The sequence below is a fragment of the Aquamicrobium sp. genome (genome assembly GCF_023954335.1).
In the GTDB taxonomy this organism is placed as follows: domain Bacteria; phylum Pseudomonadota; class Alphaproteobacteria; order Rhizobiales; family Rhizobiaceae; genus Aerobium.
The window spans coordinates 591,757-612,524 of the sequence record NZ_JAMLIE010000001.1; the positions used below are offsets into that span (position 1 = coordinate 591,757).

Annotated in this window: 25 protein-coding genes; 10 read left to right on the forward strand and 15 right to left on the reverse strand. The window is 68.4% G+C overall.

The window, feature by feature from the left end:
- Window positions 1-12: 12 nt before the first annotated feature.
- The 5 genes from infB to M9945_RS02940 all read right to left on the reverse strand — a co-directional run bounded on the left by infB (window position 13) and on the right by M9945_RS02940 (window position 6,182).
- Complete coding sequence (gene infB / locus M9945_RS02920) at window positions 13-2,577, reverse strand: translation initiation factor IF-2 (protein WP_367943335.1); 2,565 nt, start codon at window positions 2,575-2,577, stop codon at window positions 13-15.
- Window positions 2,574-3,239, reverse strand: coding sequence for an RNA-binding protein (locus tag M9945_RS02925; RefSeq protein ID WP_367944751.1), 666 nt, complete (start codon window positions 3,237-3,239; stop codon window positions 2,574-2,576). The genes infB and M9945_RS02925 overlap by 4 nt, the downstream gene beginning before the upstream one ends.
- Before the next feature lie 74 nt (window positions 3,240-3,313).
- Window positions 3,314-4,918 (reverse strand): transcription termination factor NusA, encoded by a 1,605-nt coding sequence (gene nusA, locus M9945_RS02930; RefSeq protein WP_367943336.1) that lies wholly within the window; start codon window positions 4,916-4,918, stop codon window positions 3,314-3,316.
- 52 nt (window positions 4,919-4,970) lie between these two features.
- On the reverse strand, window positions 4,971-5,597 hold the full coding sequence (gene rimP, locus M9945_RS02935) for a ribosome maturation factor RimP (protein ID WP_367943337.1): 627 nt from the start codon (window positions 5,595-5,597) through the stop codon (window positions 4,971-4,973).
- 129 nt (window positions 5,598-5,726) lie between these two features.
- Entirely contained in the window at window positions 5,727-6,182 is a 456-nt protein-coding gene (locus M9945_RS02940) for an SRPBCC family protein (RefSeq protein WP_367943338.1), read from the reverse strand.
- A 47-nt stretch (window positions 6,183-6,229) separates the two neighbouring features.
- On the opposite strand from M9945_RS02940, the gene M9945_RS02945 reads away from it, so the two are divergent.
- The 5 genes from M9945_RS02945 to M9945_RS02965 all read left to right on the forward strand — a co-directional run bounded on the left by M9945_RS02945 (window position 6,230) and on the right by M9945_RS02965 (window position 10,887).
- Window positions 6,230-6,553 (forward strand): ArsR/SmtB family transcription factor, encoded by a 324-nt coding sequence (locus tag M9945_RS02945; RefSeq protein ID WP_367943339.1) that lies wholly within the window; start codon window positions 6,230-6,232, stop codon window positions 6,551-6,553.
- A gap of 82 nt (window positions 6,554-6,635) precedes the next feature.
- Window positions 6,636-8,225, forward strand: a complete 1,590-nt coding sequence (gene lnt, locus M9945_RS02950) for an apolipoprotein N-acyltransferase (RefSeq protein ID WP_367943340.1) — start codon at window positions 6,636-6,638, stop codon at window positions 8,223-8,225.
- Window positions 8,226-8,351: 126 nt separating this feature from the next.
- Window positions 8,352-8,756: a helix-turn-helix domain-containing protein gene (locus tag M9945_RS02955; RefSeq protein ID WP_367931284.1), complete on the forward strand. Its 405-nt coding sequence runs from the start codon at window positions 8,352-8,354 to the stop codon at window positions 8,754-8,756.
- A 164-nt stretch (window positions 8,757-8,920) separates the two neighbouring features.
- Window positions 8,921-10,168, forward strand: coding sequence for a methionine adenosyltransferase (gene metK, locus M9945_RS02960; protein ID WP_367931283.1), 1,248 nt, complete (start codon window positions 8,921-8,923; stop codon window positions 10,166-10,168).
- A gap of 20 nt (window positions 10,169-10,188) precedes the next feature.
- Window positions 10,189-10,887 carry a tRNA (guanosine(46)-N(7))-methyltransferase TrmB gene (locus M9945_RS02965; RefSeq protein ID WP_367943341.1) on the forward strand — a complete coding sequence of 233 codons (699 nt, stop codon included), beginning with the start codon at window positions 10,189-10,191 and terminating at the stop codon, window positions 10,885-10,887.
- Window positions 10,888-10,908: 21 nt separating this feature from the next.
- Here the strand turns inward: M9945_RS02965 and M9945_RS02970 are convergent, their stop codons facing one another.
- Window positions 10,909-11,073 (reverse strand): hypothetical protein, encoded by a 165-nt coding sequence (locus M9945_RS02970; RefSeq protein ID WP_367943342.1) that lies wholly within the window; start codon window positions 11,071-11,073, stop codon window positions 10,909-10,911.
- A 211-nt stretch (window positions 11,074-11,284) separates the two neighbouring features.
- Window positions 11,285-12,100 (reverse strand): tetratricopeptide repeat protein, encoded by an 816-nt coding sequence (locus M9945_RS02975; RefSeq protein ID WP_367943343.1) that lies wholly within the window; start codon window positions 12,098-12,100, stop codon window positions 11,285-11,287.
- A 348-nt stretch (window positions 12,101-12,448) separates the two neighbouring features.
- On the opposite strand from M9945_RS02975, the gene nirK reads away from it, so the two are divergent.
- Window positions 12,449-13,552, forward strand: coding sequence for a copper-containing nitrite reductase (gene nirK, locus M9945_RS02980; protein WP_367943344.1), 1,104 nt, complete (start codon window positions 12,449-12,451; stop codon window positions 13,550-13,552).
- A gap of 173 nt (window positions 13,553-13,725) precedes the next feature.
- Window positions 13,726-14,616 (forward strand): SUMF1/EgtB/PvdO family nonheme iron enzyme, encoded by an 891-nt coding sequence (locus tag M9945_RS02985; RefSeq protein ID WP_367943345.1) that lies wholly within the window; start codon window positions 13,726-13,728, stop codon window positions 14,614-14,616.
- A gap of 104 nt (window positions 14,617-14,720) precedes the next feature.
- Here the strand turns inward: M9945_RS02985 and M9945_RS02990 are convergent, their stop codons facing one another.
- Window positions 14,721-15,155: a pseudoazurin gene (locus M9945_RS02990; protein ID WP_367943346.1), complete on the reverse strand. Its 435-nt coding sequence runs from the start codon at window positions 15,153-15,155 to the stop codon at window positions 14,721-14,723.
- A 209-nt stretch (window positions 15,156-15,364) separates the two neighbouring features.
- Between M9945_RS02990 and M9945_RS02995 the strand changes: the two genes are divergently transcribed.
- Complete coding sequence (locus tag M9945_RS02995; RefSeq protein ID WP_367943347.1) at window positions 15,365-16,069, forward strand: Crp/Fnr family transcriptional regulator; 705 nt, start codon at window positions 15,365-15,367, stop codon at window positions 16,067-16,069.
- 17 nt (window positions 16,070-16,086) lie between these two features.
- On the opposite strand, the gene M9945_RS03000 is transcribed toward M9945_RS02995, so the two are convergent.
- From M9945_RS03000 to M9945_RS03025, 6 genes are all read right to left on the reverse strand, one after another.
- On the reverse strand, window positions 16,087-16,290 hold the full coding sequence (locus M9945_RS03000; protein ID WP_367931640.1) for a DUF1858 domain-containing protein: 204 nt from the start codon (window positions 16,288-16,290) through the stop codon (window positions 16,087-16,089).
- Window positions 16,291-16,367: 77 nt separating this feature from the next.
- The gene (locus M9945_RS03005) at window positions 16,368-16,829 is read right to left on the reverse strand and encodes an Rrf2 family transcriptional regulator (protein WP_367931639.1); all 462 of its coding nucleotides are present in this window, start codon (window positions 16,827-16,829) and stop codon (window positions 16,368-16,370) included.
- A gap of 37 nt (window positions 16,830-16,866) precedes the next feature.
- Entirely contained in the window at window positions 16,867-17,331 is a 465-nt protein-coding gene (locus M9945_RS03010; RefSeq protein WP_367943348.1) for a group III truncated hemoglobin, read from the reverse strand.
- Between the two features lie 25 nt (window positions 17,332-17,356).
- Window positions 17,357-17,893: a DUF2249 domain-containing protein gene (locus M9945_RS03015; protein ID WP_367943349.1), complete on the reverse strand. Its 537-nt coding sequence runs from the start codon at window positions 17,891-17,893 to the stop codon at window positions 17,357-17,359.
- Window positions 17,890-19,263, reverse strand: coding sequence for a hypothetical protein (locus M9945_RS03020; RefSeq protein ID WP_367943350.1), 1,374 nt, complete (start codon window positions 19,261-19,263; stop codon window positions 17,890-17,892). Before M9945_RS03020 ends, M9945_RS03015 begins: the two co-directional genes overlap by 4 nt.
- A complete protein-coding gene (locus M9945_RS03025) occupies window positions 19,260-19,466 on the reverse strand; it encodes a hypothetical protein (RefSeq protein ID WP_367943351.1) in 207 nt (68 codons plus the stop codon). The genes M9945_RS03020 and M9945_RS03025 overlap by 4 nt, the downstream gene beginning before the upstream one ends.
- 294 nt (window positions 19,467-19,760) lie before the next feature.
- Between M9945_RS03025 and M9945_RS03030 the strand changes: the two genes are divergently transcribed.
- Together M9945_RS03030 and M9945_RS03035 are read left to right on the forward strand one after the other, a co-directional pair.
- Window positions 19,761-20,225, forward strand: coding sequence for a hypothetical protein (locus M9945_RS03030; RefSeq protein ID WP_367943352.1), 465 nt, complete (start codon window positions 19,761-19,763; stop codon window positions 20,223-20,225).
- Between the two features lie 62 nt (window positions 20,226-20,287).
- Window positions 20,288-20,575 (forward strand): DUF6522 family protein, encoded by a 288-nt coding sequence (locus M9945_RS03035; protein WP_367931633.1) that lies wholly within the window; start codon window positions 20,288-20,290, stop codon window positions 20,573-20,575.
- 12 nt (window positions 20,576-20,587) lie between these two features.
- On the opposite strand, the gene ccoS is transcribed toward M9945_RS03035, so the two are convergent.
- Window positions 20,588-20,737 (reverse strand): cbb3-type cytochrome oxidase assembly protein CcoS, encoded by a 150-nt coding sequence (gene ccoS, locus M9945_RS03040; protein WP_367931632.1) that lies wholly within the window; start codon window positions 20,735-20,737, stop codon window positions 20,588-20,590.
- Window positions 20,738-20,768 lie beyond the last annotated feature (31 nt).

The window sequence follows — 20,768 nt, forward strand, 5'->3', positions numbered from 1 at the left end:
GCCCGGCTCCGTCTACAGCGAGCGCGACACCATCTCGACGCGGTAGGCCTCGATGATGTCGCCGGCGCGGATGTCCTCGTAATTGGCGAAGGCCATGCCGCATTCCTGGCCGACCGGCACCTCCGAGACCTCGTCCTTGAAGCGCTTCAGCGTCTTCAGCGTGCCCTCGTGGATGACGACGTTGTCGCGGATCAGGCGCACGCCCGCGCCGCGCTCCATCTTGCCTTCCGTGACGCGGCAGCCCGCCACCTTGCCGACCTTGGTGATGTTGAACACCTCGAGGATCTCGGCGTTGCCGAGGAAGGTCTCGCGGCGCTCGGGCGACAAGAGGCCGGACATCGCCGCCTTTATGTCGTCCACCAGGTCGTAGATGATGTTGTAGTAGCGGATCTCGATGCCCGCGACCTCGGCCGCGTCGCGCGCCTGCTTGTTGGCGCGCACGTTGAAGCCGATGATCGCCGCGCCGGAGGTCTCGGCCAGCGACACGTCGCTCTCGGTGATCGCGCCGGCGCCCGAATGGACGATGCGCGCGCGCACCTCGTCGGTGCCGAGCTTGTCGAGCGCGGTGACGATGGCCTCGATCGAGCCCTGCACGTCGCCCTTGATGACCAGCGGAAACTCCTTGAGCCCGGCGGTCTGCAGCTGCGACATCATCTGCTCGAGCGAGCCGCGCTGGCCGGCCTGGCGGGCCACGGCCTTCTCGCGGGCAAGCCGCTGGCGATATTCCGCGATCTCGCGGGCGCGGGCCTCGTTCTCGACCACGGCGAAGCGGTCGCCGGCCTGCGGCGTGCCTTGCAGGCCGAGGATCTCGACCGGCATCGACGGCGGCGCGTCCTTGACCTGCTCGCTCCGGTCGTTGACCAGCGCGCGCACGCGGCCCCACTCCTTGCCGGCGACGATGATGTCGCCGGGCTTGAGCGTGCCGGTCTGGACGAGCACGGTCGCCACCGGGCCGCGGCCCTTGTCGAGCTTGGCCTCGATGACCACGCCCTCGGCCGTGCGGTCGGGGTTGGCCTTCAGGTCGAGGATTTCGGCCTGCAGCAGGATCGCCTCGAGCAGCTTGTCGAGATTGGTGCGGTTCTTGGCCGACACCTCGACGTCGAGCACCTCGCCGCCCATGGATTCGACGAACACCTCGTGCTGGAGCAGCTGGGTGCGCACCTTCTGCGCGTCGGCCGTCGGCTTGTCGATCTTGTTGATGGCGACGATGATCGGCACCCCGGCCGCCTTGGCGTGGCTGATCGACTCGATGGTCTGCGGCATCACGCTGTCGTCGGCCGCCACCACCAGGATGGCGATGTCGGTGGCCTGCGCGCCGCGGGCGCGCATGGCGGTGAAGGCGGCGTGGCCGGGCGTATCGATGAAGGTGATCTTCTGCCCGTTCTGCTCGACCTGATAGGCGCCGATATGCTGGGTGATGCCGCCATGCTCGCCGGCCACGACATTGGCATCGCGGATGGCGTCGAGCAGCGAGGTCTTGCCGTGGTCGACATGGCCCATGATGGTGACGACGGGCGGACGCGGCAGGCGGTCCTCTTCCCGGTCGACGATGTCGAACAGGCCTTCCTCGACGTCGGACTCGGCGACGCGCTTGACCGTGTGGCCGAACTCGGACGCCACCAGCTCGGCGGTGTCGGCGTCGATCACGTCGCCGGGCTTCATCATCTGGCCCTGCTTCATGAAGAACTTGACGATGTCGACGGCGCGCTCGGCCATGCGGTTGGCCAGCTCCTGGATGGTGATCGTCTCCGGCAGCACGACCTCGCGCGAAATCTTCTCGCGCGGCTCGTTGTGCAGCGAGCGCTTGAACTTCTCCTGCCGGCGGCGCATCGACGACAGCGAGCGGCCGCGCGCCTCCTCGTCGGACAGCGCGGAGGTCAGCGTCAGCTTGCCGCGGCGGCGCTCTTCCTCGCCCTTGGCCTTGACCGGCTTGGGCGCGGGCACTTCCGGCTTGACCGGGCCGCGGCGGACGGCGCTGCCGCCGCGCGGCTTCTCTTCCTCGTCTTCGGCCGCAGCCGCGGTCACGACCTTCTTTTCCTCGGCGGGCGCGCGGCGCTGGGCTTCCTGCTCGGCGCGGCGGCGGGCCTCGGCCTCGGCCTGAAGGCGCGCTTCCTCCTCGGCCTGACGGCGCGCGGATTCCTCGCGCTCGCGGCGGCGGCGCTCGTCTTCCTCGGCGCGGCGCTGCGCGTCCTCGGCGGCGCGCTTGCGCTCCTCGACCTCGCGCACCTTGGAGTCCTGAAGTGCGCGGCGGCGCGCCTCCATCTCCTCGGTCGACAATTCGTTCAGCACCATGCCGGAGCGCGAGGACGGCGCTTCGGGGCGGGGCGCTGCAGGCGCGGCGGGCCGTGGCGCGGCCGGCTGCGGCGCGCGCGGCTTCAGCGTCACCGCGGGCGGCGGCGTCTCCTGTTTCTCGCCGGGCAGCGCGAACTTGCGCTTCTTGGTCTCGACGACGACGGCCTTGGTGCGTCCATGCGAAAAGTTCTGCCGCACGGTGCCCTGCTCAACTCCGGGCCGCTTCAGCGTCAGCGTCTTCTTCGTGTTGACGCTCAGCGTCTTGTCGTCCTTGGTATCGCTCATTCCATGTCCTCTGCGGCGTCGTCGCATACGCCGGTTGCCGCAACAATCGTCCGGTCGCCAATCATTCGGTCGTCAGGGGAGCCGCCCCTGTAACGGTCAAGCGCCACCACGGGCTTCAATACCGCCCTGCCCGCGTCATGCGCAAGCACGGCAGCATGTATCACATTTGTGCCACCCAATGCCAAACCCAATTCGGCCTCCGAAAAGAGTTTGTAGGCGGGGGTGGCCGGCCCGCCGAGATGCACCGTGGCGCGGCGGGCCTGATCGATCTTGCGGACCCCGTCCGGCGAGGCTTCCGCGGCGTGCAGGACGAAAAGGGCCTTGCCCGAGCGCACGGCGGCATCGACCTTGGCCGCGCCGAGCGCGACCTGGCCCGCCTTGCGGGCAAGGCCGAGGCTGCCCAGCGCGCTCTGCGCCAGCAGCCTGTCGACCATCCCGCCCAGATCGTCCGGCGGCGTCACCTTGGCTTTCAGGGCGCGGGCGAAGAGGTTCTTCCGCGCCGCCTGGTCGACGTGGCCGCGTTCAGCCGTGACCCAGCAGCCGCGCCCCGGCAGGTTGCGCTTCAGGTCGGGAACGACCGCCATGTCGGGCGACGCCACGAAGCGCAGCAAGCCTTCCGGCTCGCCGGCGCGGCGCGTCACGATGCATGTGCGTTCGCTCATTTCGTCCAAATGCGTTCCCTGCGGTGCCGCGCGCGGCGTTGCCAGTCCGGAGCACGATCATGTCCGAAGCACGATCATGCTTCGGCCGTGTCCTCTGCCGGCTCTTCCTCTTCCTCGTCGGCGACGAGGTCGTCCTCGGAAATCCAGCCCATCTTCAGGCGGGCGGCCACGACCATCTGCTCGGCCTCGGTGCGCGAGATGCCGAAATCGGCCAGCACGCCGGGGAAGAACTTGGTCTCGCCGTCCTTGCGCTCCTTCCAGCCGACGAGGTCGTCGACCGCGTAGCCGGCGAAGTCCTCGACCGTCTTCACGCCGTCCTCGCCGAGCGCCACCATCATCGCGGTTGTGATGCCCGGAAGCTCGCGCAGCTCGTCCTCGACGCCGAGCTCGCGGCGCCTGGCGTCCTGCTCGGCCTCGATGCGCTCGAGATATTCGCGCGCCCGCATCTGGATCTCGGTCGCGGTGTCCTCGTCGAAGCCGTCGATCGAGGAGATCTCGTCCGACTCGACATAGGCCACTTCCTCGACCGAGGTGAAGCCTTCCGAGGCCAGCACCTGGCCGACCATCTCGTCGACGTTGAGCGCGTCCATGAACAGGTTCGAGCGCTCGACGAACTCCTTCTGCCGGCGCTCGCTCTCCTCCTGCTCGGTCAGGATGTCGATGTCCCAGCCGGTGAGCTGCGAGGCGAGGCGCACGTTCTGGCCGCGCCGGCCGATGGCGAGCGAGAGCTGGTCGTCCGGCACCACCACCTCGATGCGCTCGGCGTCCTCGTCGAGCACCACCTTGGCGACTTCGGCCGGCTGTAGCGCGTTGACGATGAAGGAGGCGGCGTTGTCGTTCCAGGGGATGATGTCGATCTTCTCGCCCTGGAGCTCGGCCACCACCGCCTGGACGCGGCTGCCGCGCATGCCGACGCAGGCGCCGACGGGGTCGATGGAGGAGTCGCGGGAAATCACCGCGATCTTGGCGCGCGAGCCCGGATCGCGGGCCACCGACTTGATCTCGATGATGCCGTCGTAGATTTCCGGCACTTCCATGGTGAACAGCTTCGCCATGAACTGCGGATGGGTGCGCGACAGGAAGATCTGCGGGCCCCGCTGCTCGCGGCGCACGTCGTAGACATAGGCGCGCACGCGGTCGCCATACTTGAAGTTCTCGCGCGGGATCAGCTCGTCGCGGCGGATGATGCCCTCGCCGCGGCCGAGATCGACGACGACGTTGCCATATTCGACGCGCTTGACCGTGCCGTTGACGATCTCGCCGACGCGGTCCCTGTACTCGTCGTACTGGCGGTCGCGCTCGGCCTCGCGCACCTTCTGGACGATGACCTGCTTGGCCGACTGGGCGGCGATGCGGCCGAAATCCATCGGCGGCAGCTGCTCGGCGATGAAGTCGCCGACCTGCGCGTCCGGGTTGCGCAGCCGCGCGTCGGCGAGCGAGATCTCGCGCGCGTGCTCTTCGACGGTCTCGACCACCTCGAGCAGGCGCTGGAGCTTCATCTCGCCGGTCTGGGCGTTGATGTCGGCGCGGATGTTGGTCTCCTGGCCGTAGCGCGAGCGCGCCGCCTTCTGGATCGAGTCGGCCATCGCGGCGATCACGATGGACTTGTCGATCGCCTTCTCGCGCGCGACCGCATCGGCGATCTGCAGAAGCTCGAGCCTGTTTGCACTCACTGCCATCTTGGTCTCCCTGAGGTGAGGCAGGTTCCCGGCGCCTCGCCGGGCATCCGGTTCAGTTTGGTTTTTCGGTGGTCTCGCCGGTGCCGTCTTCGGCATCGTCTTCGGCGTCACCGTCACCGGCGGCCCGCCGCAATTCCTTGTCGCGCCGCAGCGCCTCGCGGATCAGCTCGTCCGTCAGGATCAGCTTCGCCTCGGCGAGCACGTCGAACGGCACCTTGACGTTCGGCCCCTCGCCATAGGCCGCCTGGTCCCGCTCGATGGTGACGCTCTCGTCGTCGGCGCCGAGGATGATGCCGCGGAAGCGGCGGCGCTCCTCGACCGGAAGCGTGGTCTCCAGCTTGGCGAGGTGGCCGATCGCGGCGGCGAAGTCGCCCTTGCGCACCAGCGGCCGGTCGATGCCCGGCGAGGAGATTTCCAGATGATACGCCTTGTCGATCGGATCTTCCACATCGAGCGCCGGCGAGACGGCGCGGCTGGCTTCCTCGCAGCCCTCGACGTCCATCGTTCCGTCCTCGCGCTCGGCCATGATCTGCAGCGTCAGCCCGTTCTGGCCGGTCAGCCGCACCCGCACCAGCCGGAAGCCGGACGCCGCCAGCACCGGGCGCACGATGCCGGCGATGCGCGCGTCGAGGCCCGTCTCGCGGATGATGCGGTCGTCGCCGGCAAGGGGTTCTGTCATCTCGTCTCCGTCTCGCGGTAACAAAAAAGAGCGGGACCGGGTGGACCCACTCTTCGCCGTACCGACCAAGAATTTGAAGCTGATATAGAGGAAGGTGAGGAACTTATCAAGGTGCCGGGCAGGCCGCGCCTACTTGAACATGCCCTCGCGCAGGTTGATGCCGTATTCCGCATGCGCCTTGAGCGCGCACAGCATCTGCATCCAGCCCTGGCAATTGCCGTACGACGCCTTGAGGCCCGCATCGGTGTCGCGCCAGCCTTGTTCGGCGATGGTGACGAGGGTGCGTCCGTCGCCTGTCGGCTCGAAGGTCATCGTCACGGTGGTGAAGGTGCCTTCCGCCGCCGTTCCCGCCTCCGCCTCCCAGCGCAGCACGATCCGCCGGTCCTTCTCGACCTCGACCACCTCGACCGGGAAGGCGCCGGGAAAGTCGTGGAAGTCCCAATGGACGGTCGCGCCCGTCTCGAGCCGGCCGCGCGCCCCGCCCGTGGTGAAGTAGCGCGACAGTTGCTCCGGATCGACGACCGCCTCGAACACCTCGGCTACCGGCTTGGCGATCCGGCCGGACACTGTGAACTTCAACTCCATGATGCCGCCTCCTTGTTGACGGCGATATCATGTTATAAAAATATAACATGTCAAGCGACGATGATTCGGACAGGGTTTTCAGGGCGTTGGCGGCACCGCTGCGCCGTGCGATCCTCGACGCGCTCAGGGACCGGCCGCGTATGACCGGCGAGCTGTGCGCCGCTTTCCCGGCAATCGACCGCTGCACCGTGATGCAGCATCTCAAGGTGCTGGAGGAGGCGGATCTGGTGATCGTCCATCGCAAGGGGCGCGCGCGGTGGAACCATCTCAATCCCCTGCCGATCAAGCATATCCACGACCGCTGGATCGGCCCCTACGCCGCGCGGGCCGTCGACATGCTCGATCGGCTGAAGACCGACCTCGAAGATTGACCGTCCACGCGTTTGGAGCCGGCCCCGGCCGCTGCTAGAACAGCATCCGGGCTGATTCGCGAAAACACGATCCGGGGACGGGATGGAGCGCCTTGCCGGCAGGGTGATATTGCTGTGGGGATGGCGCCGCGCGCTGGCGGCCCTCTGCGCCGGCGCGTTCGCGGCGCTCGCCCAGCCGCCCGTCGATTTCTTCGCCGCCTGCTTCGTCTCCTTTCCGGTTCTGGTCTGGCTGATCGACGGCGCGGCCAGCCAGCCGGGCGAGCGGCTGGCGCGGCGCATGCTGCGCCCCTTCGCCATCGGCTGGTGGTTCGGCTTCGGCTATTTCCTCGCCGGCCTGTGGTGGACGGGCGCCGCGCTCCTCGTCGAGGCCGAGCTGTTCGCGTGGGCGCTGCCGCTCGCCGTCCTCGGCCTGCCGGCGCTGCTCGCGCTCTTCTACGGCCTCGCCGTCTTCCTCGCCCGCCTGCTGTGGAGCGACGGGGCAGGGCGCATCGCCGCGCTCGCCGCCGGCTTCGCCGTCGCCGAGTGGCTGCGCGGCTTCGTCCTGACCGGGTTTCCGTGGAACGCCATCGGCCAGGCGGCGATGCCGGTGCCGCTGATGATGCAGTCGGCGAGCGCCGTGTCGATGCCCGGCATCAACGCGCTCGCCGTCTTCATCTTCGCCGCGCCGGCGCTGCTCGTGTCCGCGCGCGGCCGCGTCCCGGCTTTCGCTGTCGCCGCCCTCGCCGTCGCGCTCCACCTCGGCTACGGCGCCTGGCGCCTCAACGGCGCGGACGCCGCGCCCGAAACGCTCCTCGAGGTCCGGATCGTCCAGCCCTCGATCTCGCAGGCCGAGAAATGGGACGCTGCCGTGCGCGAGCGCATCTTCGCCACGCTGCTTGAGCTGTCGGCGCGCCCGCCGCGCGAGGGCGCCGCCGCCCCCGACCTGATCGTCTGGCCGGAAACGGCGATCCCCTTCGTCCTGTCCGACCGGCCGGAGGCGCTGGTCGCGCTGGCGGAACTGGTGGGCGAGGGCCAGACGCTGTTCGCCGGCTCGGTGCGGGTCGAGGGCGAGCGGGCCGACGCGCGCTACTACAACGCCATCGTCGCCATCGGCGACGACGGCGAGATCGTCGATGCCGCCGACAAGATATGGCTGGTGCCGTTCGGCGAGTTCATGCCGCTCGCGGATCTGTTGTCGCGCATCGGCGTGGAGAAGCTGGTGCGCTCGGTTTCCGCCTTCACCGCCGGCAGCCACCGGCCGCTCCTCGCCACGCCGGCCGGCCCGACGGCGCTGCCCTTCATCTGCTACGAGATCATCTTCCCGGGCATGGCCGGCTATGGCGACACCGAGGCCGACTTCATTCTCAACGTCACCAACGACGCCTGGTTCGGCAACACGCCGGGTCCCTACCAGCATTTCCGGCAGGCGCAGATCCGCGCGGTCGAGGCCGGGCGGCCGCTGGTGCGGGCGGGCAACAACGGCATTTCCGCCGTGGTGGACGCCTATGGCAGGATCGTCGACGCCTTCGCGCTCGACGCGGTCGGCGCGCTCGACGTCGCCGTGCCCCGCCAGCGGCTGACGGCGCCGGGCCGGCCCGACCTTGCCGGCATCGGCATCCTCGCCGTCCTGGTGCTGTGGGCCGGCGTCGGTTTTCACGCCGCGGGACGTCGCGGATTGACAGGTATATATTAGATACTCATAGTGCAGCCGCGTTTCCTGCGGGATTCGACATGCTGGACCGTCGGGGGGCGAATCCGGCAACCGTCCCGGCGAAAGGGCCGATCAGGCGGTTCGTGGCTGGGCGACGGCGAGGAAACCATGACGGAAAGCAAGAAGAAGCCCAATCCGATCGACGTGCATGTGGGCGGGCGCATCCGCCTGCGCCGCAACATGGTCGGCATGAGCCAGGAAAAGCTGGGCGAGCATCTCGGCATCACCTTCCAGCAGATCCAGAAATACGAGAAGGGCACCAACCGCGTCGGCGCCAGCCGCCTGCAGGCGATCGCCTCGTTCCTCGAGGTTCCCGTCTCCTATTTCTTCGAGGGCGCGCCGGGGGAAGGGCCCTCCGAAGGCTTCGCCGAGGACAGCCAGACCGCCTTCGTCGTCGATTTCCTCTCCAGCACCGAGGGGCTGCTCCTGAACCGCGCCTTCGCGCGGATCGGCGACCCGAAGGTACGCCGCCGGATCATCGACCTCGTGCGCACGCTCGCCGACGACGAGTGACGGACGCGGCGGGACGGCCGCGCGCGTGACCCCGGCTCCAGCCGGGAGCATTTTCGCGTTTTTCCCTTTTTGCGAATGCCTGTTTGCTTGACGGCCCAAGCCGCCGACAGATAACTAGCTGCGCGATGGTCGGGGGTGCCGGCCTTTTTCATGAGGGGATGCCCGTGTCTCGCAGCGACTACCTTTTCACCAGCGAATCCGTTTCCGAAGGCCACCCCGACAAGGTGTGCGACCGGATTTCCGACGAGATCGTCGATCTGGTCTATCGCGAGGCCAAACGGACCGGCACCGACCCGTGGACGGTGCGCGTGGCGGCCGAGACGCTGGCGACCACGAATCGCGTCGTCATCGCCGGCGAGGTGCGCGTGCCGGATTCGCTGCTGAAGACCGGCAGGAACGGCGAGAAGGTCATCAACCCGGCCAAGTTCAAGTCGGTTGCGCGCAAGGCGATCCGCGACATCGGCTACCAGCAGGACGGCTTCCACTGGAAGACCGCCAAGATCGACGTCCTGCTCCATCCCCAGTCGGCCGACATCGCCCAGGGCGTCGACAACGCCGCCGACCGGCAGGGCGAGGAAGGCGCGGGCGACCAGGGCATCATGTTCGGCTATGCCTGCAACGAGACGCCGGACCTGATGCCGGCGCCGCTCTATTACAGCCACCGCATCCTCGAGCTGCTCTCGGCCGCCCGCCACAAGGGCGAGGGCGACGCCGGCAAGCTCGGCCCCGACGCCAAGAGCCAGGTGACGGTGCGCTATGTCGACGGCAAGGCCGCGGAGGCGACCTCCATCGTCGTCTCGACCCAGCATCTCGACGAGAGCTGGGATTCGGCCAAGGTGCGCTCCGTCGTCGAGCCCTATGTGCGCGAGGCGCTCGGCGACCTGAAGATCGCCGACGACTGCAACTGGTACATCAACCCGACCGGCAAGTTCGTCATCGGCGGCCCGGACGGCGATTCCGGCCTCACGGGGCGCAAGATCATCGTCGACACCTATGGCGGCGCGGCCCCGCATGGCGGCGGCGCCTTTTCCGGCAAGGACACGACCAAGGTCGACCGCTCGGCGGCCTATGCCGCGCGCTACCTCGCCAAGAACGTGGTCGCGGCCGGCCTTGCCGATCGCTGCACCATCCAGCTCGCCTACGCCATCGGCGTCGCCCAGCCGCTGTCGGTCTATGTCGACCTGCACGGCACCGGCAAGCGCGTGACGGAGGAGCAGGTCGAGAAGGCGCTGCGCAAGGTGATGGACCTGTCGCCCTCCGGCATCCGCCGCCACCTCGACCTGAACAAGCCGATCTACGCCCGGACCGCCGCTTACGGCCATTTCGGCCGCAAGCCGGGCCGCGACGGCTCGTTCTCGTGGGAGAAGACGGATCTGACCAAGGCGCTGAAGCAGGCGATCGCCGCCGCCTGAACGGAGCGAACGGGCCGGGCATGAGCGAAGAACGCCGGAAACGCTCGACCGAGGCTTTCTTCGGTCGCCGCCGGGGCAAGACCCTGCGCCCGGCGCAGGCCGAGACGGCCGGGCTCCTCCTGCCTGCCTTGAAGCTCGATCTGACGCAGCCCGCGCCGGCCGACTTGGGGACGCTGTTTTCGGTTCCGGTCGACGGCGTGCGGCTGGAGATCGGCTTCGGCGGCGGCGAGCATCTCCATCACGAGGCCGGACGGTTCCCGGGCACCGGGTTCATCGGCGTCGAGCCCTTCGTCAACGGCATGGCGAAGTTCCTGTCGCGGCTCGACGAGGCGCCGCGCGCCAATATTAGGCTCTACGACGACGACGCCACCCGCCTGCTCGACTGGCTGCCGGACGCCTCGCTCGACGGGATCGACCTGTTCTATCCCGACCCGTGGCCGAAGAAGCGGCACTGGAAGCGGCGCTTCGTCAGCCCGGTCAACCTCGCCCGCTTCGCGCGCGTGTTGAAAGCCGGCTCACGGTTCCGCTTCGCCTCCGACATCGATACCTATGTGAACTCGACGCTGCTCGCCTGCCGGGGGCATGGCGGCTTCGAGTGGCAGGCGCGCTCGGCCGAAGACTGGCGCGTGCCCTATGAGGGCTGGCCCGGAACGCGCTACGAGGCCAAGGCGCTGCGCGAAGGCCGCACCCCGGCCTATCTGACCTTCCTGCGCCGATAAGGCGTCAAAAATTTTGCCGGCTCAGTAGCGGCGGATGCCGTGGAACTGGTCGGGATCGATGCCGAGACGCTTCAGATCCTTGTCGCCCGGCTGCCTGTACTGGCGCGTCGCCGCCGAGACGGCCAGGGCGCTGCCGACGACATTGATGAAAGCGTTGAAACCGCTGGCGATTCTTCTGGAGGACATGGTCGTCGCCTTTCGCATTGTGCAACGCAGCATAAATGGGAAGACGAAGGCGGATTTTCCAGTAGTACGTGCGCTATGGCGGCAACCTGCCGCAGGCTTGCCCGTTCGGGCTAAACCGTTTCAGATTTCAGCGGAAACGGTCTATCTCTTTGTTTTTACGCAATTCCGGACGGAAAAGTGCTGCACACTTTTCCTGGAATTGCTCTGGCCGTCAGTTGGTGTTGCGCTCTTCCTCGCGGATCTGGCTCCAGGTGTTCTGCTGGGCCAGCATCGAGCGCAGATAGGCGACATTCGCCTGCGCCTGGTCGGTGGGCAGCTCGCGGGTGGCGATCTCCTCGGCTTCCTTGAAGCGCCCCTGCAACCCGACGACGAGCGCGAGGTTCTGGCGCACGCGGCTGTCGGCGCCGGGCGTCTGCACCGCCTGCCGCAGATAGTGCTCCGCCTGCTTGAGGTCGCCGCCGAGCAGGTGCGACATGCCGAGATTGGACAGGACCGACGGCTCGCCCGGCTTCAGCTCCAGCGCCCGGCCGTAGAGCCTGCGCGCCTCGTCCTGCTGGCCGAGCTGGTCGAGAATGGCGGCTTCCGCCGAAACCAGCTTCCAGTCGGGATATTCGGGGGTCTGCGCCCGGCGCACCGCGTCGAGCGCCGGCTCCAGCTCGCCGGCAGCGGCCAGCGCCTTGCCGTAGCCTGCCAGCACCTGGCGCTCCTTTGGGAAATCGATGGCGAGCTTGCGCATCACCGCCAGCGCCTGGTCGCTGCGCCCGCTCATCTGCAACGCCTCGGCATAGCGCATGGCCGTGGCGGCGTCCTTGGGGTTCTTGGAATAGGCGCGGCCGAGCGCGTCGGTGCTGGACGTCAGCGCCGGCCCGGAAAGCGAATTGAGCGAACGCGAGCCATCGCGGCTGACCGAGCCGGTGCTCATGCGGTCCTTGCCGGCGCAGCCGGCGACCGAGAGGGCGGCCAGCACCGCGAGCGCGGCAATCGTCGCCCGTTTTGCGCTCGTCTTGGCGGTGCGTCTGCTGGTCATCGGCTTGGCGTCTCCTTCCGGGATGCGTTCCGCGCAGGGCGGGTGCATCGGCAAAGAGCAATATTCCGTTAACCCTAACGGACGGTTAATGTTGCCAGTGGCCTGCCGCCAGCCCTCTCCGGTACGGGCGCGAGCGGAGCCGCTATGTGCGCTGCAACAGGTTCAATCTGTCGCACCCTCCAACCTAACCATATGGGAAATAATCGCTTTTCGCACCGGATGCGACAAGCTGTCCTGCGCTTCGGGCCACCTGTGCCTTTGCTTTTTGCGCCAGCGCAAAGTCCGTTTCGGCCATCGTTCCTAGATTCCGCTCATAACCGAACGCAAGGTCATTCAAGGAGACAGACCATGTTCACGAGACGCGAAGCACTTCTGGGCGTTGCCGGCGCTGCTGCCGCCGTTGCCGCGCTCCCCGGCATGCAGGTGGTCGCCAACGCGGCGGAGGTCGCCAACCTGCCCCGCGAGAAGGTGACCCTGGTCGCCCCGCCCTTCGTGCATGCTCACGAGCAGGTCGCCACGGGCGGTCCCAAGGTCGTCGAGTTCACGATGGCCATCGAGGAAAAGCCCGTCGTCATCGACAATGACGGCACCGAGCTCCAGGCGATGACCTTCAACGGCTCCATCCCCGGCCCGATGATGGTGGTGCATGAGGGCGACTATGTCGAGCTGACCCTCATCAACCCCGAAACCAACGAGATGGCCCACAACATCGACTTCCATGCCGCCACGGGCGCGCTGGGCGGCGGTGCGCTGACCTTCATCATGCCGGGCGAGCAGGTCAAGCTGCGCTTCAAGGCCACCCGGACCGGCACCTTCGTCTATCACTGCGCGCCGGAAGGCATGATCCCCTGGCACGTCGTCTCGGGCATGAGCGGCACGATCATGGTGCTGCCGCGCGACGGCCTGAAGAACGACAAGGGCGAGCTCGTCAAGTACGACACCGTCTACTACATCGGCGAGAACGAGTTCTACATCCCGCGCGACGAGAACGGCAACTTCGTCAAGTTCGCCTCGCTGGGCGAGAGCTACGAGGAGACGATGAACGTCATGCGCGGCCTCGTTCCGACCCATGTGGTCTTCAACGGCCGGGTCGGCGCGCTGACGGGCGACAACGCCATGAAGTCGAAGGTCGGCGAGACGGTGCTGTTCGTCCACTCGCAGGCCAACCGCGACAGCCGGCCCCACCTGATCGGCGGCCACGGCGACTATGTCTGGGAAGAAGGCAAGTTCGCCAACCCGCCCGCAAAGGACCTGGAGACCTGGTTCATCCGCGGCGGTTCGGCGGGAGCGGCGCTCTACACCTTCCTGCAGCCGGGCGTGTACGCCTACGTCAACCATAACCTGATCGAGGCCGCAGAGCTCGGCGCCACCGCCCACGTCGTGGTCGATGGCGAGTGGGACAACGACCTCATGATGCAGGTCGAGGCGCCGGGGCCGATCCCGACCAACTGACCGGGATCAGGGTGCTTCGACTCTGGCTGCGGCCCGTCCTTCTCCGGGGGCGGGCCGCTTCCTTTTGGCGCACCTTGCCGCGCCCGTTTGGCGGCGTTGATTGCGCAAAAACAAACAGTTGAACCGGGATCGGCCTATCATTCGTCAACAAGCACTCCGCAGGGAGACGTAAGATGAAGGTCCATATTTCCGCCGCCATCGCCGCTGTCGCGTCCGTCGCCGCAGCCGCCCTGCTGATGCCGCTTCCGGACGCGCCCGCCCCGTCGGGCCGCCTCGGCGTGGTCGGGCCCATCGAGACCGTTTCCGTCGAGGCCGGGCGCTTCTCCTACGCCGTCGCCGGTGAGTACCAGAGGTCCGGCCGCGTCATCGAGGGCCCGGTGGTCGAAAGGCAGTTCCGCCGCCCGGTCGAGATCATGAAGTATCAGGTCAGCGTCGCCGAATATGCGGCCTGCGTCACTGACGGCGCCTGCCAGCCGGCCGACACCCGCGCCGCCGGCGACGCGCCCGTCACCGGGGTGAGCTGGCGCGATGCCACCGCCTATGCCGCATGGCTGTCGCAGCGCACGGGCGACGCCTGGCGACTGCCGAGCGACGAGGAATGGTCCTTCGCGGCGGCCGAGCGCTTCGGCCCCGAGGCCAACGGCATCGTCGAGGACGACGACGGCGCCAACCCCGCCGCGCGCTGGCTCGCCGCCTACCGCTATCGCGCCGACCCCAAGGAGCGCGACATGGAGCCGAAGCCGCGCGGCCATTTCGGCGTCAACTCCAACGGCCTCGCCGATCTCGGCGGCAATGTCTGGGAATGGACCGAGACCTGCTTCGTCCGCAACCGGATCGACGCGGCCGGCCGTCTGGCCGAGGCGACGACCAATTGCGGCGTGCGCGTCATCGGCGGGCAGCATCGCAGCTACATGTCGAACTTCCTGCGCGACGGCAAGAGTGGCGGCTGCGCCGCCGGCATGGCCCCGCCCGACAATCTCGGCTTCCGACTGGTGCGCGAGCCGGCCCCGGCCGTCGGCGTCGCGCTGCTGCGCCGCATCGTCGGCCCCGAGGGTCGCGGCTGAGCCTCTCCCTCGGGACGCAGAAGCGCCGCATCCCTGTCCGGCATGCGGCGCTTCGCTTTTATGGGATCCGGCCGGGCCTTCCGGCGCCCGGCGTCGCCGGTCTCTTACTCGCCGAGCTGCGCGAACAGGTCGGCGAAGACCTGCTTGGCCTTGCCCGGCTGCCTGACGGCGGCGGCGGCCTCGGCATTGGCCGGCTCGCCGGCCACCACCAGCATCACCATGCCCATCGCGTAGTGCGGCGTGCACTTGATGCCGTAGACGCCCTCCTGCTCGATCGTATAGACGATCTCCTCGTTGATCTTGCCCTTGAACTCGGCGGCCCCGTCCGGAAGCATGCCCTTGATCGACTCGGCATTGTGGCCCTTGTCGACGACGACGAACTTGATGGTGTCGCCCGGCTCGACCTTGAGGAAGTCGGGCTCGAACACCATCGCGCCCTTCTCGCCCTTGTTCAGCATCTTCACCTCGTGCTCGGCGGCATCGGCGGTTCCGATGGCGAACGCCGCAAGGACGGCGAGGGCGGCGGCATGTTTTCTCATGGGTATCCCTTTCTCCGGTTGGGCAAGCGGCCGCGGGACGGATTGCTTGCAAAAACCCGTATTTTCTTTACCAGAAAGATGCGGTCCATGTGAACAATCGCCGCATGCGGGCCGCTTGCGCGCCATGCCCGGCCTGTGAGACTGTTGTTTCACTCAGGCGGCGGGCGCGACATCCGCGTCCATGCCGGCGCAGAAAGGACGATGCGAAGGTGAGCCGTCTCGATCGCTCGCTGATTTCGGGCCTGCCGCTGTTCGACGGAATGGCGGCCGACGATCTCGACCGCATCCTCAACGCCGCCCGCTCGCTGCGGTTTTCCGCCGGCTCGAACGTCTTCGAGCAGGAGGAGGAGGCCCATTCCTTCTTCGTTCTGCTCGACGGCCATGTGCGGGTGATGAAGACGACGCCGGAGGGCCAGCAGGTCACGGTGCGCTACATCACGCCGGGCGAGCTGATGGGCATCGCCCAGGCGATCGGCCGCACAACCTATCCGGCGACGGCTCTGGCCGTGGTCGATTGCGTGGTGCTGGCCTGGCCCGGCACCATGTGGTCGCAATTCGCCGCCGCCTTCCCCTCGTTCGGCGCCAACACCTACAAGACCGTCGGCGAGCGGCTTCAGGACACGCAGGCGCAGGTCGTCGAGATGGCGACCAAGCAGGTCGAGCAGCGGGTCGCGCACGCGCTGCTGCGCCTGATCAACCAGCGCGGCCGCAAGACCGAGGAGGGCATCGTCGTCGACTTCCCGATCTCGCGGCAGGACATCGCCGAGATGACCGGGACGACGCTGCACACGGTCAGCCGGCTTTTGACCGCCTGGGAGGAGAAGGGTCTGGTCAAGGGCGGCCGCCGCAAGGTGACGGTGGTGGAGCCGCACCGGCTGATGGTCCTCGCCGAGGGCCGCGCCTCGGGGCACTGAGCGCCCGAAGGCCGGATTCAGGCACGCATCGCGTCCTCGATGGCGTGGCGGAAGCGGTCGCCGTCGAGCGCATGCTCCTTGACCGCGTCCTCGACGGTGTGGAACGAGGCGATCGGGCAGCCGACGCACAGCATGCCGTGATCGAGCACGACCCGGATGGTGGCCGGCCACTCCCTCATGATGTCGTCCATGGTCATGTCTTCGTCCAGAGCCGGCTTCATGGCGGCAACTCCCGATGATGGGACTGTGCGGCCAGCCTAGCGCCGAATTCGCGCCCGCTCCTTGCGCCGCCGCAACTTCACGCCGGAAGTGTCTCGCCCTCGCGCTGGCGCGCCGGAACCGGGCTGCCGAAGAAGTCGCCGGGCGTCAGCGCGATGTCGGCGAGCGTGTAGCGGTCGAGCGTCGCCTGGAACGAGGCGGCCGCCTCGCTCATGACCCCGGCGAGCTTGCAGCAGCGGGTCAGCACGCACTGGTTGCCGGTGGCGAAGCATTCGACCAGCGAGAAATCCGGCTCGGTCAGGCGGATCACGTCGCCGATGCGGATGGCCTCGGGGCGGCGGGCGAGCGTCAGCCCGCCGGAGCGCCCGCGCACCGCCTTGAGGTAGCCGCCGCGCGTCAGCGTGTTGGCGACCTTGTTGAGGTGCGTCCGCGACAGGCTGTAGACGCGCGCCGTCTCCTCGATGGTGATGAGCCGGTCGCCGGCCGAGGCAGCATACATCAGCATGCGCAGCGCGTAGTCGGAAAAGTTGGTCAGCCGCATCTCGTGGTCACATCCGTTGTCTCGAGGCCTGCCCGTCTCAAAGCCCGTCTCCCGCGATGGGCGCGATCGTCGTCGTGTCCTCGCCCCTGCTGAAGGCGACGGCAAGGCGGAAAGAATGGGCGATGCGAAGCGCCCTGTCCATGAAAAGGGCGGCGACATCCGCGGGGCAGAGCCGCTGCACAGTGTCGCGGAACAGCGAGAGCCAGCGGCGGAAATGATCCTCGCCGAGACCGGGGATGCGCAGGTGCGGCGGCAGCGGCCGCCCGCCATAGCGGTCGGTGCGCAAAAGCGTCGCCGACCAGAAGTCGCACAGCTTGTCGAGATGCGCCGGCCATTCGTCGGGCGCGAGCGCCGCGTTGAAGATCGGGCCGATCAGCGGGTCGCGCCGCACGTCGGCGTAGAAGCCGTGGACGACGGCGCGGATCATCGCCTCGTCGAGCAGCTCGGGCAGCGGCTTGCCGTCGACGAGGATCGTCCGCTGCGGCGATGCGCGGCCCTTCATGCCGGGGTTCCTTCGCGGGGCGCCGTCACGATGCCGCCTGTCCTTCGCCTGCGAGGACGACGATGCGATAGCTGCCGTCGGCCGTGGTCTCGCCGCGCCAGCGGTGGCCGCGCGTCTCCAGCTCCTTGAGCAGGAAGATCGGCTCGCGCGGCAGGATCGCGGCCAGCGTCTCGCCCGGCGCCATCCGCTCCAGCACCTCGAGCGTGCGCACCATGGGCTCGGGCGGGTCGAGGTCGCGGTTGTCCAGCTCGATCGACGGCTCGGGCCAGCGCTCGCCCCCGGCGCCCGTCCCGTTGCCGGCTCCGTTGTCGTTCTGCGGTGAGGTGGCGGCGGCCTGCGGCGTGAACAGCACCTCCCAATCGCCGCCGCCGATCTCGCGCGCGCTCGGCTCGAAGCCGCGCGCGCCGAGCACGCCGAAAAGGGGAGCGGGCTTGAAGGGGGCGAGCAGGCGCAGGCTCTGGCCAGGCGCGAGGCCGGCCACCGCCTCCATGATCGCGCCGAACGGCTCGCCGCCGTCGCGCAGGATCGGCCGCACGTCGAGATCGAGGGGCGGAATGCTCATCTTGCAGCTCCCATGCTGGGTGTCCGGCCGCGCCGCGGCAGGAACAGCCGCGGCCGCGTCGCGCCTTCGGGCAGGCGCATCGCCGTGTTGACGTTGACGAGGCGGCGCACCAGCACCAGCTCCGCGCCGATGGCGAGCGTGGCCGCGAGCGTCGCCACGGAAGCAAGCCGGAACAGGGCCGGCATGTCGGCCAGCAGCGCCGCCGTTCCAACGAGGACGGACAGGAAGTAGAGCGCGAACCACGCACCGTCGCGCCGCTCGACGACGAGGTCCTGCACGCGCGGCGTCGGCTTGCGGCCCATCACCGGGCCGTAGCATTCGAGCCAGGTCAGGAACGGGACGATCTTGTAGAGCTGCGACAGGCCGAGCCCGGTCAGCCAGCCGAAGGCGACGAGATAGACGAGCGCGCCGGCATGGGCGGCGATCCCGCCGCTCGCCCACAGGGCGAGGAGGAGAAGGGCGGAAAGATAGAGCCCGCCGAACGCGCCGAGCGCCGCCTTGCTGTTCAGCTCGACGACGCGCCGCTTGCGCATCCGGTAGAAGAAGGAGAGATCCGCCGAATAGGCGGCCAGCGCGACGAGCGCGAGGGCGCCGGCGGCGAGAAAGGCGAATTGCGTGCCCGAGAAAAGCGCCTCGGCCGGCGCGGCGAGGGCGGCTGCGAACAGCGCGCCGCTTCCAGCGTAGAGCACGACCCGGCCCGTCGCCCGCTCATGGTCGGGCGCGAGCATGAACATCGGCAGCAGGCGGTAGCTGACGCCGATGGCGGTGAAGGTCAGCCAGCCGCCGAAGCCGGCGGCGGCGTGGACGGGGATGCCGGCGGCGTGGAGGTCGAGCAGGACGGGCACGGAGACGAACCCGGCCAGCGCCAGCGAGAACAGTGCGCCGAACGCGGCGGTGGCGGCAACGTAGGCGAGCCCGACCGCGACGAACCGCGCCGGCAGCGGCAACTGCCGCGCGCTCCACAGGGTCGCGCCGAGGACGAAGAGGGCGAGCGCGAAGCCGGTCGGCAGCAGGATGGCGGCCAGCGCGAGCAGCGGAACGGCCGCGCCGTCGCCGGCCGCGAGATGCAGGAAGCCGCACAGCAGGCAGGCGAGGCCGCCGATCAGCGCCAGCAGCGACGGCAGCACCAGCCCCTCGTGCAGCAGCGGCTTGGCCACCAGCACCGGCACGAACTGGAACAACGCCCCGACGAGCAGCAGGCTCAGCCAGCCGATCGTCACCATGTGGACGACGACCAGCGTCTGCGGCGCGCGGATGTCGGCGGCCGGGAAGCCGTAGCCGGCGACCATCAGCACGAGCGCGCCGATAAGAAAGGCGAGCGCCGCCGCGAAGCTCGCCATGGTCCAGCGGGAAAGGGCCGCGCCCATCATCGTGAAAAATCTCCCGAAAGCGGGCGGCGCTCGCCGCTGTCGCCCGGGCGGGCGTCGCGGCAGGCGCCGTCGCACAGCGCGATATGGCTGCAGCACGGCGCGGAAAAGGCGGACATGGCGACGAGCTCGCCGATGCTCGCCGCCATCGGGCCGTGATCGCCCGCGAACGGTCTCGCCTTGTCATGCTCGTGCATGCTATCCATGCCTCGGTCCGCGGCTTGCATGGCCCGTCCTTCCGCGAGCGACCATCTGCCACGCACTATCCCCATCTAAACATAGATTGTCAATCTAACGATTATTCCGCTCCATCGACCTGCGGCTTTATGTCTATGGGGCGAAAAGGACGGATGCCTTTCAAGTGGCCTCGGTTAATATTGACTTTGAAATACCTGTTTTTATAGTCGCGACGTTCCAGCCATCGACAGAGCCAGAACCGTTCAACCGGCCCGGCATGTCGGATCAGGCATCGGGCCGACAACCCGTGAAAGGAACCGGATATGTCATCGTCTGGAATTTTGCCGCGTCTTCTCGCCGCTGCTGCGCTCGGCGCCGCCCTGTCGCTGCCGGCTGCCGCGCAGGAGCTGCTGTGGCACTCGCCCGAGGCGGCGCTGGAGCTGGCGGGCGCGCCGCGCGAATCCGGCTCCAACGGGCTTCGCCTTCTCAACCACGGCGACGAGGTGGTCGCCGTGCGCGTCTGGTATCCGCCCGACACCGAGATCGCGCCGCACCCGCACCCGGCCGGCAAGGTGGCGCTGGTGACGGTGCTGGCCGGCGAGATCGAGCTCGGCCTCGGCGACGCCTACGATGCTGGCAGGCTGACGCCGGTTCCGGTCGGCGCGACCGTGGTGCTGCGCGCCGACGACCCGCAGCATTTCGGCCGCACCGGCCCGAGCGGGGTGCAGCTTCTGCTCGTGGCGGCCCCGGCCGACGCGATCGCCCCGGCGCTGCTCGCCGCCGAGTGAAGAACCGGATCGCGGCCCGCCTGCTGCGGCGGGCCGCGATCCTTCAGAAAGGAAGGTATGGAATGCGGATCGAACGGGACGCGCAGGGCGATTTCGTGCTCGAGCCGGCGCTGCTGATGCGCGGGCTTTCGATCTCCGAGGCCGAGTTGCAGCGCCGGATGCGCGCCGGCGAGATCACCAGCGTCGTCGAGGACGGCGAGGGCGAGGATCGCGGCCGCCGCCGCCTAAGCGTCCGCTGCGGCGACACGGTCTGGCGCGCCGTGCTCGACGGGGCGAACACCATCCTCAGCGAGGAGACCTTCGACCTGCGCTTCCGGCGCTGGCGCGCGCCGAAGCCGCACGCGTCCTGACGAGCGGCGGGCTCAGCCCTCGCGTTCGTCGCGCAGCAGGATGCGCTCGCCCGCGCCGTCGAGATCGTCGTACTGGCCGGTGCGCAGCGACCACAGGAACGAGGTCAGCGCGACGACGCCGAACAGGAGGGCGATGGGGATGAGGAAGACGAGACTGTTCATCGGTTTGCCTTTCTGGTTGCCCTGCCGGATT